Source organism: Fibrobacter sp., assembly GCF_045131395.1.
Taxonomy (GTDB): Bacteria; Fibrobacterota; Fibrobacteria; order Fibrobacterales; family Fibrobacteraceae; genus Fibrobacter.
Window position 1 is genome coordinate 1 of record NZ_JBGUQY010000023.1, and the last position, 16,754, is coordinate 16,754.

A 16,754-nucleotide genomic window follows, 5' to 3' on the forward strand; every position below is an offset into this window, starting at 1 on the left:
ACCGTGCGAAACCTTCGTGAAGTTGCTGCACCCGTTTGCCCCGCATATCGCCGAAGAAATGTGGAGCATCCTCGGTCACAACGAATCCCTCACGAACGTCGCCTGGCCGGAAGCCGACCACTCCAAGGCTGTGGAAAACACTGTGGAAGTCGTGTTCCAGGTGAACGGCAAGGTCCGCGCCAAGGCCTCTGTGGCCAAGGACATGGACAAGGCCGCCCTCGAAAAGCTCGCCATGGAAAACGAACGCATGAAGGAATTTATGGCTGGCAAGACCGTCGTGAAGTCCATTGTCGTTCCGGGCAAGCTCGTGAACATCGTTGTGAAGTAGCCCATTGTCATCCTGAGTCGCAAAGCGACGAAGGATCCATAGAAATTCAGACCGTAGCAACTCGCTGCGGTCTTTTTTGATAGCCGCCCAGAATAATCCTATATTTAAAGCATGTTTAAGGTAATCAAGGTATTTTGCCGTCTACTTTCTAACTACGCTTCCCCTTTTGTAATCGCAAGCGCAATTGTCGCATTCTTCGTCCCGGTCGCTTTCGGCTGGGTTCACGGGAATGTATCCTCGGTCATTCTCGGTGTTATCATGTTGAGCATGGGTCTTACTATTTCGATAGAAGACGTGCGCAATTTGATGAAGCAACCGTACTTGCCATGGCCTTCTTTGCTGACCCTGCTAACGTGGCGAAGAACCCCGAAGCCGTGCTTTGCATGGTTCCTTGCGCTTTGAGCTGTGCTTACCATTCCATCAGTGGAACGGTGCTTGCAAATATCTTCGCCTGGCGCGACAAAAAGCAAGCAACAAAGTAGAACTGCTGTTTAATTTGCAAAAAAAAGACCGCGACTTGATTGTCGCGGCCTTTTTAATTTTTAGGTGCGGGGCGTTGCCCCGCGGCACCGGCTTACTTCTGGTGAGCCTTGAACCACTTGATCAGTCCGTTGGTGGAGCTGTCGTGGTTCAGTTCAGCGTCGGCCTTTGCAAGTTCCGGGAGGATCTTCTTGGCGAGCTGCTTACCGAGTTCAACACCCCACTGGTCGTAGCTGTTGATGTTCCAGATAACGCCCTGGGTGAAGATCTTGTGTTCGTACATGGCGATGAGGGCGCCGAGGGTTTCCGGGGAAACGTAGTCCATCATGATGGAGTTGGTCGGCTTGTTGCCTTCGAACACCTTGTGCGGTGCGAGGAATGCGATTTCTTCTTCGGACTTACCATCCTTGCGGAGTTCTTCCTGAGCCTGGGCGAGGGTCTTGCCGTTCATCAAGGCTTCGGGCTGTGCAAAGAAGTTGGAGAGGAGCTTCTGGTGGTGATCGCCAACCTTGTTGTGGCTGTTGGCCGGGGCGATGAAGTCGCAAGGAATCATCTTGGTGCCCTGGTGGATCAGCTGGTAGAAGGCGTGCTGGCCGTTGGTGCCCGGTTCGCCCCAAAGGATCGGACCAGTCTGGTAGTTCACGCGCTTGGAATCGCGGTCAACGGTCTTGCCGTTGGATTCCATGTCGGCCTGCTGGAAGTAGGCGGCGAGGCGGTGCAGGTACTGGTCGTAGGGGAGCATGGCGTAGCTAGAAGCGCCAAAGAAGTTGTTGTACCACACGCCGATGAGGGCGAGGATCACGGGCAGGTTCTTATCAACCGGGGCGGTCTTGAAATGCTGATCCATTTCGTAGGCGCCCTGGTGGAGCTTCATGTAGTTGTCGAAACCGATGCGCAGAGCAATGGAGAGACCGATTGCAGACCACAGGGAGTAACGGCCACCCACCCAGTTCCAGAATTCGAACATGTTGGCGGTGTCGATACCGAAGGCAGAAACGGCTTCGGTGTTGGTGGAGAGAGCAACGAAGTGCTTGGCGATGGACTTTTCGTCGCCATTGAAAGCCTTGAGAACTGCAGCCTTGGCAGTTTCGGCGTTGGTCATGGTTTCAAGAGTGGTGAAGGTCTTGGAAGCAACGATGAAAAGCGTCTCTTCGATGTTCACCTTCTTGAGGGTTTCGGCCATGTGAGTGCCGTCGATGTTAGAAACGAAGTAGACTTCCGGAGAGGTTTCGCCGGCAGCCGGCTTTTCAGCATAGGGCTTCAAAGCTTCGGTGACCATCACCGGACCGAGGTCGGAACCGCCGATACCGATGTTCACCACGTACTTGATGGACTTGCCGGTGTGGCCCTTCCACTTGCCCGTGCGGACGAGCTTGGTGAATTCTTCCATGTGCTTGAGCACGCGGCGGACTTCGGGCATCACGTCCTTGCCGTCGACGCAAATCGGATCGTTACCCTTGTAGCGGAGTGCAGTGTGGAGCACGGCGCGCTTTTCGGTGGTGTTAATCTTTTCGCCAGCGAAGTACTTGGCGCGCATTTCTTCGAAGTTGGCAGACTTCAGGAGGTCCTGGAGCTTGGCCATGGTTTCATCGGTGATGATGTTCTTGGAGTAGTCCAGGAAGAGTCCGCAGGCTTCGGCGCTGAACTTATCGGCACGAGCCGGGTCCTTTGCGAAGAGTTCCTTCATGTGCCAGGTCTTGGCGACTTCGGCGTGGGCTTCAAGAGCCTTCCATTCCGTAGAATCTGTCAGTTTCGACATAGATTAATCCTTTCCGCTAAGCGGGTGTTTGTTTCGGGAGCAAATATAGAAAAAGGCGAGCGTCGCGGCAGAACGCTTGCGTTCTGACATGACCGAGCCGTATTATATGCGCGCGAAGCGCGCCAAGATAGAAAAGTGAGCTCGGTTCCGCATCTTTTTATATACATTTAGAGTCATGGATACTTCAATTCTCGATAAAGCGATTGTTTTTGCGGTCAAGGCGCACCAGGGGGCTGAACGCAAGGGGAAGGGGTTCCCCTACATCGTCCACCCGATGGAAGCTGTCTCTATTGCCGCCACCATGACTAACGACCAGGAACTTCTGGCCGCCGCAGCGCTGCACGATACGGTAGAGGATACCAACGTGACGCTCAAGGATGTGGAACGGGAATTCGGTAAGCGGATTGCGGAGCTTGTGGAAGCGGAATCCGACATCGTGTTCGAAGGCAAGAGCCGCCAGGATAGTTGGCGCCTTCGTAAGGAAGAAGCCATTGAACGCCTTTCTATGGCCGACAACAATGTAAAGATTGTCGCTCTTGCTGATAAATTAAGTAACATCCGCGCCATTTACCGTGATTACCAGGCCATCGGTGACAAGGTGTGGGATTTGTTCTGTGTCAAGGACAAGGCTTCCCATGAATGGCATTTCCGTGGCCTTGCCCGAGTCCTTGCAAGCCTCAAGGGAACTTTCGCCTACGACGAATTTGTTGATACCATCGACAGGGTTTTTTGAAAGTAGAATGGCCATGGAGCAGAAAGATAATGCCGATTACGGTCTCTCCCCTAAAGAGGCCCTGATTCTGGAAGAATATCGCGAACAGCGTCCCGTTTTTGAAAAGCTGTTGAATGTGGTCAAGGGGATCCTTCGCGAGAGTATAAAAGAAAACAAGATCTACATCAACGCTATCGAAGGCCGCGTCAAGGCAGAAAACAGCCTTGCCGGCAAACTGGAACGTAAATCGGGCAAGTACGGATCTCTTGCAGACTTGACGGATATCTTGGGCGTCCGCATTATTACCTTCTACAGCGACGAGGTGGATAAAGTTGCCGCCCTCGTAGGGCGCCTTTTCGAAATTGACTGGGAAAACAGCATCGACAAGCGCAAGATGCACGAAATCCACAGTTTCGGTTATAATTCGCTGCATTTCATTTGCCGTTTGCCCAAGGAAAAGTATTTTGATCCCGAATACCCGCAAATGAACGAAATCCGTTTCGAAGTGCAGATGCGCTCGGCCTTACAGCATGTGTGGTCGGTGCTGGATCACGATACGGGTTACAAGTCCGGTTTTGAAGTTCCCAAGGAATACTTGCGCAACCTGAATCGCCTCGCGGGAATGCTGGAATTGGTAGATGAACAGTTCTGCTTAATCCGTTCGGGTATCAATGATTACCGCCGTCATGTGCAATCCCTGGTGAGTTCGGGAAGCTTTGACGAGGTGGAACTCAACGGCGATTCCTTTGGCAACTACTTGGAGCTTCGTCCCTTCGATTCCCTGAACAAGCGCATTGCCGCCATTAACCAGGCTGAAATCCACGAGACGTCACTTTCGCGGTTCCTGGCCGTATTCGTGTCCTTCGGGTTCACGACTCTCGGTGATATCGACAGGATGATCAAGAGGAATATGGACGATGCTTACCAGCTGGCGGCATTCCAGTTGGCAGGAACCGATCTCGACATTATCAATTCCTCGCTGGGGGTGATTGCGCTTTGTGCCGTTCATGTGCTTAAGCAGGGCGGTGGCGTTCTGGAACTGACCCGTTTCCTGGAAAACTTTAACGGAGTGTCCGGCAGCAACAAGCACCGTGCCGAAGGCATTTTCCGCGTGGCCCAGAATTTGTCGTTCATGAAGAAATAATCCTGGACAGAAATTGAAAAAAGCCCCGGCATTACTGCCGAGGCTTTTTGTTTTAAGGAGCCAAATATTACTGCTGCGGGGGCATGGGCGGCGGATTGCCGTGATGCGGGCCTTCGTGATGTCCTTCATGCGGACCCTTCGGGCCTTTCTTGAATTCGCGGAACTTCTTCATCTGTTCCTTATGGAACTGATTGAACTTGTCCAGCTGTTCCTTGGAAAGAATGTTTGCGAGGGCGGCCACACCGTTGATGCGATGTTCCAGCAATGCCTTGTCGGCTTCGAGAACCTGTGCCTTGGCGGCATCGATCTTGGCCTTGTCGGCGCTTTCAAGAGCTTCGCCCAGAGCCTTTTCGGCTTCGTGCTTGTTCTTGCGGAGATCCTTGAAAATGGAATCGCCCTTGGCGCGGCTAGCTTCGATGGCGGCCTTCTGTTCCGGCGTCACCTGCAGCAGGGAATCGATGACTTCGAAGTTCGGGCCCTTGAATCCCTTAGGACCATGGCCCTTGAAATCGCCCTTCGGGCCGTGGCCGTCATGGCCGTGCTTTGCGCAGTTCGGGCAATGGCAGGGCTGTCCGTTTTTTTCGCAAGAGCAGGGTTGTCCCTTTACGCAGTCGCAGGGAGCGCCCGGAGCGTGCATGGCGCTGTGTTCGCAGGGCATGCCGCCTTTCTTGCAGCAGGACATTTCTGCCTTCTGGCAGCAACAGCCGCCAGCGATGTGGAGGTTACCCAGGAAGAATCCCAGGGCGAGGGCAAGGATTGCAATACTTGCCGCGAAGAGTTTGTTTCCGTTCATGGTGTTACTCCTTGATTAAATAGCTAAAGCCGACGGTTTCTTCCAGGGTTTCGAATTCGTCGCTGGTAGAATTTCCGAGGCTTCCGTACCAGCTCAGGACTTCGGAGGGTGCGGAATTATTGATAGAAACGTATTCGGTCTCGACCGTGTCGGTGGGCTCGATGTCGCTTGTGAAAGACGGCAACAGGGCCGTAAGGCTCACGAGTATAAAACTGGCGGCCAGCGGAATGGCGCTGTACCAAGTCTTGATGGCGAGAATCTTTCCCTTTGAGGGTGTGGCGCAGGCCTCTGCGTCCAGGCGGGCGCAGACTTTAGCCCAGGAATCTTCCCGGGGGGTAAGCCTTGAGAGCTTAGAGAAGTCGATTTTATTAGACATGATTCTTACGCTCCTTTAAATAGTCCCTTACAAAGTGTCTTGCGCGGCTGAGCCTTGCTTTGATGGTGCCTTCGGGCATCCTGTAAATGTCTGCGAGGTCCTTTACGTCCAGGTCTTCGGCGTCTTTGAGCCAGAGCATGCTGCGGGTTTCCGCAGGGAGTTCCGCCAGGCCCTTTTCCAAGAGTTCTGCGTCGAAGTTCTCGTCTTTTTCGTCTTTTCCAAGGACCTCTTCTATAATGACGTCCAGCTTTTCTTCTTCCAGTTCCCGGTGGCGCTTTTGTGCCCTGAGCTTCATGAGGCAGGCGTTAACTGTAAGCCTATAAAGCCAGGTGCCCAGGGCAGATTCGCCCCTGAAACCCTGTACGGCTTTGGGTGCCTGCACAAAGACATCCATCAGGATGTCTTCTGCCTCGTCCCGGTCCTTCATCATTCTAAAGGCCAGGTTCAGTACGTTTGAGCTGTGGGCCTGCCAGAGCAGGCTGAGGGCTTCGCGGCTGCCGTCCTTGAGATGTTGAAGAATCACTTTTTCGTTCATTGTAGCCTTTTGATGCGTTAGGAACCCGTTCGGTTGCAAAAAAATAAAAATTTCTATATTCTGCCCCATAAATGATTAAAATCTTCTGGGACAAGTTGAAAGAGGCTTTTGCCTCGGTTTTGCCCGTCACGCTTATTGTGCTGGCGGTGTCATTTACCCCGCTTGTGTCCCTTTCCCTTAAACAATTGGTCGTTTTTGCGCTTTGTGCCGTTTTTTTGGTGGGTGGCATAGGTCTTTTTAACCTGGGTGCCGACCTTGCCATGACCCCCATGGGTGAACATGTGGGTTCGGGCCTTACCAAGTCCAGGCGATTGCAGTTACTTGTTTCGATCTGTTTTGTCATGGGCGTGCTCATTACCGTTGCAGAGCCCGACCTCTCGGTGCTGGCCGAACAGGTGAAAAATGCGGTGGAGCCGACGCTCCTGATAGCGACCATTGGCATCGGGGTAGGCCTGTTTTTGGGTCTTTCGATTATAAAGATCGTATTTAAACGCGACCTTTCCACGATAATCATCTTTTTCTATATGCTGCTGTTCATGCTGGGCATGCTCATGGTGTGCTTTGGCAAGGACATGTTCGTGCCCCTGGCCTTTGATTCCGGTGGCGTGACTACGGGACCCATTACGGTGCCCTTTATCATGGCCCTTGGCGTGGGTGTGGCTGGTGCAATTGGCGGCAAGAGGGCGAATGAAAACAGCTTCGGCTTGATTGCCCTGTGCTCCGTAGGCCCCATTATCGCCCTTATGGGGTTGGTGCTCTTTTCTAAAGGTGATTTGACCTACCAGCTTTCGGAATCGGCCTATTCTATTGACGCCTGCCTGGGCTTGAACTTTTTGCCGACGGTTATTGGCGTAGCCAAGGAAGTGTTGGTGGCCCTTGGTCTGATTGTGGTATTCTTCCTGTTGTTGCAGTTTACGGTACTTAGGCTGCCCTGGAGCAGGATTGTCCCCATGGCTTTCGGTATCGTGTATACCTTCGTGGGCTTGGTGGTGTTCTTGACGGCGGTGGCTGTGGGCTTTATGCCTATCGGCTTTGAACTGGGCAAGCAGTTGTCTGCCATGCCCCGAGCATTGGTGGTGGCTGGCTTTGTGCTCGGCATGGTGGTGGTGCTTGCAGAACCGGCGGTACACGTTTTGAACAAGCAGGTTGAAGACGTGACGGGCGGCCTTGTGACCAAGCGTTCCATGCTGATCGCACTTTCGGTGGGTGTCGGCCTTTCGATTGGCCTTTCCATGATCCGCATCATTGTGGGGTTCCCCATTATCTATTACCTGATTCCGGGTTACATTATTTCTCTTGGGCTTTCTTTCTTTGTGCCGAAGCTTTATACCGCCATCGCCTTTGACTCCGGTGGCGTGGCCAGCGGTCCCTTGACTTCTAGCTTTATTTTGCCCTTGGCCATTGGCGCCTGTGCCGGATTGCGAGATGGTGGCGATTCCATTCTGAATTATGCCTTCGGTATTGTGGCTATGGTTGCCATGACGCCCTTGATTACCATCCAGATTCTTGGCTTTAGGGCCATTGTTTCGACGGTGCTCCGTAACCGCATGATGATGCGTCGCATTCAAGATGCCGACGACGAACAGATTATTGACTTTATGTAGGGGGCGTTGTGGAACAGGAAAAGAAATCTAGGAACAGGAGCGTGCGCACGAATACCCGTGCGAAGATTTCCATGAACCGCCTGAAAATCTTGATTACGGTGGTGAGCCGTGCCAAGGCGGACTTTTACATGGACCACATCCAGTCTTTTGGCGTGAATATGCAGATGGTGCTGTTCGGTAAGGGAACTGCTCCCCGTGAAATCGCCACCGCCATGGGTCTTGCGGATTCGGACCGCGCCGTGATCATTAGCGTGATTGGCGAAAACCAGTTGCAGGCTGCCCTGGAAAGCATTGCCGAAAAGTTCAATACCATTGTGGGGGGCAAGGGCATTGCCTATACCATTCCCATGGCAAGCATTATCGGCAAGTCTATCTTCAATTTCTTAAGCGATAACCGCGATGCGGTACGGAGAAACGAAAAATGAGCGGATTCAATCACGAAGTCATCTTTTGCATTGTGAATACCGGATTCTCTGAAACCGTGATGGAAGCGGCCAAGGATGCCGGTGCCCGCGGCGGTACCATCCTGAATGCCCGCGGTACGGCCAACAAGGAGGCGGAATCCTTTTTCCATATCGCGATTCAGCCCGAAAAAGAAATTGTCATGATTCTGGTAGATGCTAAAATCAAGGATGCTGTTTTGCATGCCCTTTACCAGAAGGCGGGGCTCGATACCATGGGCCAGGGAATCGCCTTCTCGCTGCCGGTAGATAATGTGGTGGGTCTTACCCCGTGGAAGGCCGAAATCAAGGCTGCCGAAGCCGCTGCCGAAAAGGCCGCGAAGACTGCGGAAGCTGCTATAGAAAAAATTGAAAAATAAATCTCAAGGAGGAGCCCATATGAAAAAATTACTGTTTGCAGCGCTTGTTGCTCAAACTCTCTTGTTCACGGCTTGTAGCGACGATGATTCTTCTGATGGAATCTCTATATCGGCGTCTGCTTCGCTTATCATTGACGAAGCCAATCAAAGGCTGGTGATGGTTCCGGATGTGTATTCCGAAGACGGATGCGTTCTCGAAAATGAAGTCCCCGTGTGGAAATCGGTGGAGCATCAGCAAGAAGCCGACAGCTTCAAATATGAATTCCGTGGAGACACGTTGCTTCTTTATGAAATTGACGATGGCTATGTGTATGACGCCAGGATGCTCGTTGGTGGTACTGCGGGCAATCTTTATGCCACATGGCGTTACACTTCTTGCCGTTACGATGAAGAAGAGGGAATCCGCTGCTCTGAAAAAGATGCAAAGTACTACGAATTGGAATTCAAGTTCTCTGAAGGAAGAGCGATTGCGACGGCTGTGTACTACTACGACGAATACCTGGCTGACAGGGGAAAGCTCTCCTATATGGATTCCTATTTTACATTTCAGCTCTATAGAAAACTTTATAATCGTTTAAGTGATAGGGTGTACATTGACCATATTACATATATCGATCCAGAAGAGGTTCAAGAAGCCATTGAAAATTACGGCGTTCAAGTTCTTGAAAAGGACGACAATGGCGGTAAGTTCACGATAGGCGGAAAGACTTTTACACTTAGGGTAAATAAGGTTGAAGAAAGCCTTGTCACGACAGAATACGATGGCACCGAAGCGTTGGAAATAAATATAGAAGTCTCTGATGGCGTTACCACTTGCAGAGCCGATTACCTTAGGACGATGCCGCAAGAAGGCATGTGCAAAGTTGAAAATATGGATTACCTCAAGTTTGAAACTGAAGTTGACGGCAATGGCGCAGAATATCGATATGCCTACAGGTTCAGAAGGGAAAATGAAGTAGACTTCAACAATTGCCTTTCTGAGATTGCAGCCGGGCAGCAAATGGAAAACGTCACTCCCCTTTATAAAAAAGCCGAAAAATCGAAGCGTAATTCTGAATCGGATACCTTCAGAATGTACCGTAAGATGCTGAAATACGCAAAAAACTAGTTGACGGATAGTTGACGAACCAAAATTTTCGCTAAATCCCGGTAAAAACCGGGATTTTCTTGTTATGGGGAGGAAAATGTGGTTGACAATTTGTATGTGGCAATTCATTTGTTATAATTGAAGTATGAACTTCCTGGTCTATTTCCTGTTTGCCCTGTCCGGGTTCGCGGGCCTCATTTATGAAGGTTCGTGGGCACGATACCTTAAACTCTTCCTTGGGCATTCTAGCTACGGCCAGGTGCTTACGCTCTGCATTTACATGGGCGGCCTCGCCATCGGCAGCTTTGTGGCGGGCAAGATGGTGGTGCATACCAAGCGCCCCTTGCTGGGCTACGGCATTGTGGAACTTGCCATCGGTATCGGTGGTGTAGCGTACCACCCGCTGTATAACTGGTTGACGGGCATCTTTTACGATTCCGAATACACGGCTTCATTGACCAGCCGCGGTGCCGAAATTGCCAAGGTGATTCTGGCGACGGGTTCCACTCTCCCCATTGCCATTGCGGTGGGCATGACTTTCCCCTTTATTGCGGCGGGTCTCATGCGCAAGAGTGGCGCGGAAGTTTCGCTCCCGATGCTTTACTTTACCAATAGCCTCGGCTCTGCCATCGGTATCTTGGCCACCAGCTACTTGCTGATTCCTGAAATCGGTAACCACGCGACCTTGTGCGTGGCGGCTTCCATCAACTTCTTGCTGGCGGCGGTGTTCAGCTTTATCGGCGTTACGACTTCGCCTGTGCCGCCTAAAGATGCGGCCCCTGAAAAGCCCGATGAAGATTACGTTGCGGAACATAAGCTTGCCATGCCGCCGAAGGATACCTGGTTCTGGATTGCGGCTATTACGGGCCTTACTTCGTTTGTCTATGAAATTGTCTGGATTCGCTTGCTGTCGCTGCTGCTCGGGTCTTCGAGCCATAGCTTTGACCAGATGCTTTCTGCCTTTATCTTGGGACTTTCGCTGGGTAGTGCGGTCAGCGGCAAGTTGCTGAAGAAGGATAGCCTGGTAGTGCTTTCCATGGCGCAGATCCTGATGGCCTTCTTTGCCCTTTGCACCCTGTATTTCCACCAGCCCTTCTGGGGCATGATGAACGAGGCCAACCAGATTTTCAATCCGACCTCTGACGGTTACGTTTGCTGGAGCCTGTTCAAGTATGCGCTTTCGTTGCTGTGGATGGTGCCTACGAGTTTCTTTGCCGGCATGACGCTCCCGTTGATTACCTTGATTTTGACTCGCGCCTTCAAGAGCGAAGCCCCGATCGGCAAGGTTTACGGCTGGAACACTTTAGGTTCCATTGTCGGTTCTGCGGGCGGTGGACTTTTGCTGTTGCCCCTGTTGCAGCTGAAGGGCGCCTTGGTGACGGCCGCAATTCTCGACTTCGCCATCGGTTTCTTGCTGCTGGTGATTTACCGCAAGCGTTTCCGCTATAGCGTGATGTTCTATATCATGGTGTGCGTCATGATCATGCCCGCCATCTTTGTGAAGTTCGATCCGTCACTGATTACTTCGGGTGTGTTCCGTAGCTATAAGAACATGCACCCCAACGAAAAGATTCAAGTGATTGACGGAAAGACGGCGACCATCAGTTTCCATGAATCGCCGGTGCATTACTATGTGAAGACCAACGGCAAGGCCGATGCCAGCATGAGCAAGAACCGCGAGGCCCCGATTTCCAGTGATGAACTGACCCAGGCCGCCACTGCATTCATGCCCATGGCTGTGAAGACGGAACCCTACGATGCCGCCATGGTGGGTTTTGGAAGCGGCATGGGCGCCCACTACTTGCTGGCGGACCCCTTGCTCAAGGACTTTGACTGCGTGGAAATCGAGCAGGCCATGATGGATTTGGCGAAGGGCTTTTACCCGTGGAACTACCGCGGCTATGACGACCCGCGCATCCATATTTTCATTGACGACGCGACAACCTTCTTCCATACGAACCGCCGCAAGTACGACATGATTATCAGCGTGCCCAGTAACCCCTGGGTCAGCGGCGTGGCAGGTCTGTTCGCTCATGAGTTCTACGCCAAGATGCGTCGCTACATGAGGCCGGGCGCCCTTTGGGTGCAGTGGATTCAGACTTATGAATTCAACGACTTGATGTTCCTGAATATCTTGAAGGCTTTGGACACGGTGTTCCCCTACGTAAGCCTTTACAAGTCCACCGACGAACCTGACATCATCATGATCGCCAGCGATGAACCGGTGTTGCAAAAGGGCATCGGGCGATTCTCGACAGATACGGCACTGGTGGCTGAATTCAACCGCATTCACCGGGATCCGGAATTCTTCGGCGAAAGGAACTTCCTCTTTACCAACAAGATGTTGAAATCGCTGCTCGAAGGCGTAAAGCCCAACAGCCTGTTTATCCCCATGGTGGACAACAAGGCCGAAGAAGCCCGCTTCGTTCATTCCGAAGCCCACATTGTACAGGTGTTCGACAGCTGCGAAATTTGCTGGCAACAGTACCTGGATCCCGAAGACTACGCCTTGCGTAGGCCTGCCCGCGTAAAGGCCATGCTGGAAGAGCCGAAGGATGAATTCAAGAAGGCCGGTTTGCTGGCCTATACCAACGAACTGGCGAATGCCGAAGTGAATGTCGATAGTGTAGAGGCTTCTGTGGGCTACCAGAAGTTCCGCGAGAACTATGCGGAATGGATTCGTAACGTCCCGATGGAAACCCGCGACAGTGACGAGGTCTACGTGAAGGTGGGCGAAGCTGTGCAAAAGGGCGTGTTCCCCAAGAGCTTTGCGGACGAGTTCAACATCATGGAATCCGCTCGTGAAGGTGTTTACAAGCAGGCTGCCCTCAATATCGCGGATTTCTACGACCATTACGAAATGACGGATATGAGCGACGTGTTCCTCAGGAACTGCATCGTGATAGCACTCCTGGCGGGCGAGCCGGAGCTGGCCGATGTCATCTACAGGAATGCCATCCAGAAGAACGAGAACTTCTTCGCTGTGGAAAAGCGCCTCATCGAACGCGAAATTCAGCAGGCCAGAAGAAAGCTCAACGCCAAGAAGTAGAGCTTGGTATTGACATCAGGGGCTTGCCCCTTAAATAAGAAAAGGAGCCTTGCGGCTCCTTTCTTTTAAATTTGAAATTATCTGTAAGTAACAAACGCCTCGTATGAACGAGGCGTGGTTATTTATTAGAACATGAAGTTCACACCGAGGGTGGTGTAGAACGTGTTCAAAGAAGAATCGTAGAAGATTTCTTCGGCCACCAGGGTCTTGTTCAGGAGGCTGGTGAAGCACTGCACGACGCGGAGGTCCACGCTGATCCAGCGGGTGAGCATGTAACCGATGTCGAAGGCGCCGCCCACTTCCATACCGGAGGTGGCGACGGTATTTTCACGCGTGCCGCCGCTGGTCTTGAATTCGGAAGAACCTTGCAGCTTGAGGCCCATGTTGATACCAAGGCCTACGTAGAAGTCGTAGTCTTCGAAGGTGTAGCGGAAGATAATCGGAATTTCGAACATAAAGATATCGATGCTAGCTTCGTTGGTGTAGGCATCCATATCCTGTTCGTAGGAGTAATGTCTGTAGTTGAAGGTGAGTTCCGGAACGAGGCTCAGGTTCTTGACCATGAAGTTCATCTTGAGCAAGAGGCCGCCACCGCCCTGGAAACCGACCTTCCAGCCGTCGGAGTTTTCGCCGAAGAAGGTGTTGATACCACCTTGGGCGCGAATACCGAGCAAAACAGCACGCTGGAAACCTTCGTTACGCATGCGGTTGATTTCGGATTTCTTGGTAGTTTCGGCTTTGTAGCGAGCGTAGGCGCTGGCGTATTCTTCGTCGTTTGCGAATTCACTGTCGGTAGAACCGTCGTAAGACGCGTCTTCGCCAGAAGAACCTGCGGCAGAGGGGGCTGTTGCCCAACCTTCGTCATCATCACTTTGAGCCATGGCAGGCATCGAAAAAGCCAAAGCCATGGCGACTGCTACACTCAATCTCTTCAAATCCATAGTCTAATTATAATAAATGAGCACGTAAATCCCGCCTATAAAATAATTTCAGCGTGTAAAAATAGTGCAGAAATTTTTTTTTACTTAACAGGAGACGTAACGGAAGTTCCCGAAAATTTTAGAGCAGGAACGTAGCACCCAAAGTAACGTGCATTGTGTAAAGTTTTGAATGCATTAGGGTGGATTCGGCGATAAGGTCCAGATCCAGCAGGTTGGTGAAGTTCTGGACGATACGGAGGTCCATCACGAGCCAGCGGTTCACGGTGTAGCCCAGGTCAAAGAGTCCGCCTACCTCGACCCCTACGGTGGGGATGGTGTTGGCGCGTTTGTCCTTGGTGGTGGTCCCTTCAAAGTCGATGGTCTGCTTGAATTCGGAGTCGCCGCTCATTTTGAGTCCCAGGTTTACACCCACGCCGATAAAGAATCCGTCTTCATCGAAAATGAACTGGCCCATGAACGGGATTTCGAACAACATTTCATTGATGCTGGCTTCGTTCGTGCCGTAGTCGGACTCGCCCTCGTAGCTGTAAAGGCGGTAGGTGAAGTCCAGTTCGGTGGCAACGGCGAAGGTTCTGCCCAGCGGGAGTCTTGCCATCAGGCCGCCGCCAAATTCAGGGCCCAGGTTCCAGTCGCTAGCGCCCTTGCCGAAGCTCTTGCTTGCACCGATGGCGCCGCGGATACCGAACTGCACGCCTTTGGAGAATCCTTCTTTGCGGGCGCGGTATTCGGCTGCGTTCTCGTCGATGTAGTGGGAGGTTTCTTCGTCTTCTTCGTCAATGTTGGTGGTCGCCACTTCGGTGGTGTCTGGGGCCTCGACGCTGTCGGCAGGGGCCTCTTCTGTAGATTCGGGCCAAGGTTCTTCTGCGGTAGAGTTGCTCTCGGCGGAACTATTGTCGCTGGAGTTGTTGTCACCGTAAGAATAGTTGGCGTTATCTTCGCTTTGGGCGGCTTGATCGGCGGATACGAAACCGCAACCGTCGCCTACGCAGTTTGGATCGGGTACTTCGCCGGAACCTTCAAAGTCTCCCTGGGCGAATGCGGAGGAGATGGCAAAGGTGCCTGCGAGAAAAACGATTGCTAGACGATTTGATAGCGAAAAAGTTTTCATATTTCTAATTATAATAAAATTTTAAGAGAGCACGCAAAATTCTACATTTGAACTATGCCAATTCTTTCTGCCCAAAATCTCCTTTTGCGCATCGGGGCGAATGCCCCCCTGCTTGACAACGTAAGCTTTGACATCGAGGCGGGGGACCGTATTTGCCTGGTAGGCCGAAACGGTTGTGGCAAGAGTACCCTTTTGAGGGTGTTGACGGGCGAAATGGAGGTCCAGTCGGGGGATATTGTCAAGAAGTCCGGTCTCAAGATTTCCCGCATGATCCAGGAGATTCCGGCCCATATCGAGGGGACGGTCCGCGACGTGGTCATGGCGGGGGTCATGCAAGACGGCACCCACGATACCCACGCCGAGGCGATTTTGGGAAAGACGGGAATTGATCCCGAAGCTCTTTACGACAGTTTGAGCGGCGGCCAGAAGCGCCGTACGCTTTTTGCCCAGGCTTTGGCCCAAGACCCGGACCTTTTGCTGCTGGACGAACCCACCAACCATTTGGACATTCCGGCCATCCAGTGGCTGGAAGGGATCGTGACCCGCTTGAATTGTGCCCTGTTATTTGTTAGTCACGACCGCACCTTTGTGCGCCGGGTGGCTACCCGTATTTTTGACTTGGACCGCGGTCGCGTGCGCAGCTGGGATTTCCCGTACGACAAGTTCGTGCAGTTCAGGGACCAGGCCTTGGCCGAAGAAGACAAGGCGAACGCGCTGTTCGACAAGCGCTTGGCTGAAGAAGAAGTCTGGATTCGCAAGGGAATCCAGGCGAGGCGGACCCGGAACGAGGGTCGCGTGCGGGCGCTGATTAAAATGCGCGAAGAACGGGCGGCGCGCCGCACCCGAACGGGCAACGTGAACATGCAGATTACCGAGGCGGACCGTTCGGGTCGCCTGGTGGCACGCCTCACTGACGTAAGCTATTCTTACGACGGTGCGCCCTTGATTAGCGGGCTTACGACTGAAGTATCTCGCGGAGACCGCATTGGAATCGTGGGCCCCAATGGCTCCGGAAAGACGACTCTCTTGCGCTTGATTTTGGGTGAACTCACTCCCGATACCGGCGACATTCGCCTGGGCACCAACCTGCAGGTGGCCTACTTTGACCAGATGCGCACCCGCCTTCGCGAAGACAAGTCGCTGGTGGAAAACATTGCCGACGGCCAGCAGTACGTGATGCTGAACGGCGTCAAGCGCCATGTGTTAAGTTATCTGCAAGACTTCCTTTTTTCGGCGGACCGCGCCCGTGGCCCGATCAGTGCCTTGAGCGGTGGCGAGCGGAACCGCTTGCTGCTGGCCTGCCTGTTTAGCCACCCCAGCAATGTGCTGGTGCTGGATGAACCTACCAACGACTTGGACATGGAAACCTTGGACCTGCTGGCGGAGCTCCTGGCCGACTACAAGGGAACGGTGCTTACCGTAAGCCATGACCGTGCCTTCCTGGATTCCGTGGCGACAAGCATTCTGGCTATCGAAGACGGCGGTAATGTTTTTGAATCGGTGGGCGGTTACAGCGACTACGAAGCCAAGAAAAAGGTCCGTGACAAGGAGGCGGCGAACGCCGCCCGCCTGGCTGCAGAAAAGGAAGCCGAAAAGCAGGCGAGAGCTACGCAGAATTCCGGTGCCGATAATGCCGGCGGACAAGCGTCGGCTGCGAAGAAGAAAAAACGCAGCTACAACGAGGAACGCGAATACGCGGCCCTTCCCGAAAAAATCGAAAAGCTCGAAGCTGAAATTTCGGAACGTCAGACGGAACTTTCTAAACCCGAGGTGTTTACCAACGCCGCCCGCATCGTGGAACTTCAAAAAGAAATTGCGGATCGTGAAGCCGAACTTGAAAAGGCTTACGAACGCTACGAAGAACTTGACTCGCTAGGCTAACGGGTTTTTAAGACCAATTTTTCCCCTCTCCAAAACGGACTAGCGGACCTGGTCTGTTTACAAAAGTTTACACACGTGGATAAAAAAGCCTTATTATTGCAATATTCCAAGTTGCATTATTGACATTCTTAAATTAG

Annotated in this window: 16 protein-coding genes; 10 read left to right on the top strand and 6 right to left on the bottom strand. The window is 52.5% G+C overall.

The window, feature by feature from the left end; all coding sequences use genetic code 11:
- Positions 1–328: class I tRNA ligase family protein (locus ACJMNB_RS06525; protein WP_405340265.1), on the top strand; the 328-nt coding region annotated here is incomplete at its 5' end.
- Positions 329–654: 326 nt separating this feature from the next.
- Positions 655–810 (top strand): hypothetical protein, encoded by a 156-nt coding sequence (locus tag ACJMNB_RS06530; protein WP_405340268.1) that lies wholly within the window; start codon positions 655–657, stop codon positions 808–810.
- 92 nt (positions 811–902) lie between these two features.
- Here the strand turns inward: ACJMNB_RS06530 and pgi are convergent, their stop codons facing one another.
- On the bottom strand, positions 903–2,567 hold the full coding sequence (pgi, locus tag ACJMNB_RS06535; protein WP_405340271.1) for a glucose-6-phosphate isomerase: 1,665 nt from the start codon (positions 2,565–2,567) through the stop codon (positions 903–905).
- A 175-nt stretch (positions 2,568–2,742) separates the two neighbouring features.
- Here pgi and ACJMNB_RS06540 point away from each other — a divergent pair, with 175 nt between their 5' ends.
- Both ACJMNB_RS06540 and ACJMNB_RS06545 read left to right on the top strand, forming a co-directional pair.
- A complete protein-coding gene (locus ACJMNB_RS06540; RefSeq protein ID WP_405340274.1) occupies positions 2,743–3,300 on the top strand; it encodes an HD domain-containing protein in 558 nt (185 codons plus the stop codon).
- Between the two features lie 13 nt (positions 3,301–3,313).
- Positions 3,314–4,423, top strand: a complete 1,110-nt coding sequence (locus ACJMNB_RS06545) for a GTP pyrophosphokinase family protein (protein WP_405340277.1) — start codon at positions 3,314–3,316, stop codon at positions 4,421–4,423.
- A 67-nt stretch (positions 4,424–4,490) separates the two neighbouring features.
- On the opposite strand, the gene ACJMNB_RS06550 is transcribed toward ACJMNB_RS06545, so the two are convergent.
- The 3 genes from ACJMNB_RS06550 to ACJMNB_RS06560 are packed head-to-tail and all read right to left on the bottom strand — an operon-like array spanning position 4,491 to position 6,127.
- Positions 4,491–5,216: a Spy/CpxP family protein refolding chaperone gene (locus tag ACJMNB_RS06550; protein WP_405340280.1), complete on the bottom strand. Its 726-nt coding sequence runs from the start codon at positions 5,214–5,216 to the stop codon at positions 4,491–4,493.
- Between the two features lie 4 nt (positions 5,217–5,220).
- Positions 5,221–5,592 carry a hypothetical protein gene (locus tag ACJMNB_RS06555; protein ID WP_405340283.1) on the bottom strand — a complete coding sequence of 124 codons (372 nt, stop codon included), beginning with the start codon at positions 5,590–5,592 and terminating at the stop codon, positions 5,221–5,223.
- Entirely contained in the window at positions 5,585–6,127 is a 543-nt protein-coding gene (locus tag ACJMNB_RS06560) for an RNA polymerase sigma factor (protein WP_405340286.1), read from the bottom strand. The genes ACJMNB_RS06555 and ACJMNB_RS06560 overlap by 8 nt, the downstream gene beginning before the upstream one ends.
- A gap of 71 nt (positions 6,128–6,198) precedes the next feature.
- Here ACJMNB_RS06560 and ACJMNB_RS06565 point away from each other — a divergent pair, with 71 nt between their 5' ends.
- The 5 genes from ACJMNB_RS06565 to ACJMNB_RS06585 all read left to right on the top strand — a co-directional run bounded on the left by ACJMNB_RS06565 (position 6,199) and on the right by ACJMNB_RS06585 (position 12,687).
- Positions 6,199–7,731 carry a DUF1538 domain-containing protein gene (locus tag ACJMNB_RS06565; RefSeq protein ID WP_405340289.1) on the top strand — a complete coding sequence of 511 codons (1,533 nt, stop codon included), beginning with the start codon at positions 6,199–6,201 and terminating at the stop codon, positions 7,729–7,731.
- Positions 7,732–7,739: 8 nt separating this feature from the next.
- A complete protein-coding gene (locus ACJMNB_RS06570; RefSeq protein WP_405340292.1) occupies positions 7,740–8,156 on the top strand; it encodes a hypothetical protein in 417 nt (138 codons plus the stop codon).
- A complete protein-coding gene (locus ACJMNB_RS06575) occupies positions 8,153–8,551 on the top strand; it encodes a P-II family nitrogen regulator (protein ID WP_405340295.1) in 399 nt (132 codons plus the stop codon). Before ACJMNB_RS06570 ends, ACJMNB_RS06575 begins: the two co-directional genes overlap by 4 nt.
- A gap of 19 nt (positions 8,552–8,570) precedes the next feature.
- On the top strand, positions 8,571–9,659 hold the full coding sequence (locus ACJMNB_RS06580; RefSeq protein ID WP_405340298.1) for a hypothetical protein: 1,089 nt from the start codon (positions 8,571–8,573) through the stop codon (positions 9,657–9,659).
- A gap of 124 nt (positions 9,660–9,783) precedes the next feature.
- Positions 9,784–12,687, top strand: coding sequence for a fused MFS/spermidine synthase (locus tag ACJMNB_RS06585; RefSeq protein ID WP_405340301.1), 2,904 nt, complete (start codon positions 9,784–9,786; stop codon positions 12,685–12,687).
- 125 nt (positions 12,688–12,812) lie between these two features.
- On the opposite strand, the gene ACJMNB_RS06590 is transcribed toward ACJMNB_RS06585, so the two are convergent.
- Both ACJMNB_RS06590 and ACJMNB_RS06595 read right to left on the bottom strand, forming a co-directional pair.
- Positions 12,813–13,628 (bottom strand): outer membrane beta-barrel protein, encoded by an 816-nt coding sequence (locus tag ACJMNB_RS06590; RefSeq protein WP_405340304.1) that lies wholly within the window; start codon positions 13,626–13,628, stop codon positions 12,813–12,815.
- Positions 13,629–13,746: 118 nt separating this feature from the next.
- Entirely contained in the window at positions 13,747–14,736 is a 990-nt protein-coding gene (locus ACJMNB_RS06595; protein WP_405340307.1) for a porin family protein, read from the bottom strand.
- Between the two features lie 54 nt (positions 14,737–14,790).
- On the opposite strand from ACJMNB_RS06595, the gene ACJMNB_RS06600 reads away from it, so the two are divergent.
- Complete coding sequence (locus ACJMNB_RS06600; RefSeq protein ID WP_405340310.1) at positions 14,791–16,617, top strand: ATP-binding cassette domain-containing protein; 1,827 nt, start codon at positions 14,791–14,793, stop codon at positions 16,615–16,617.
- Positions 16,618–16,754 lie beyond the last annotated feature (137 nt).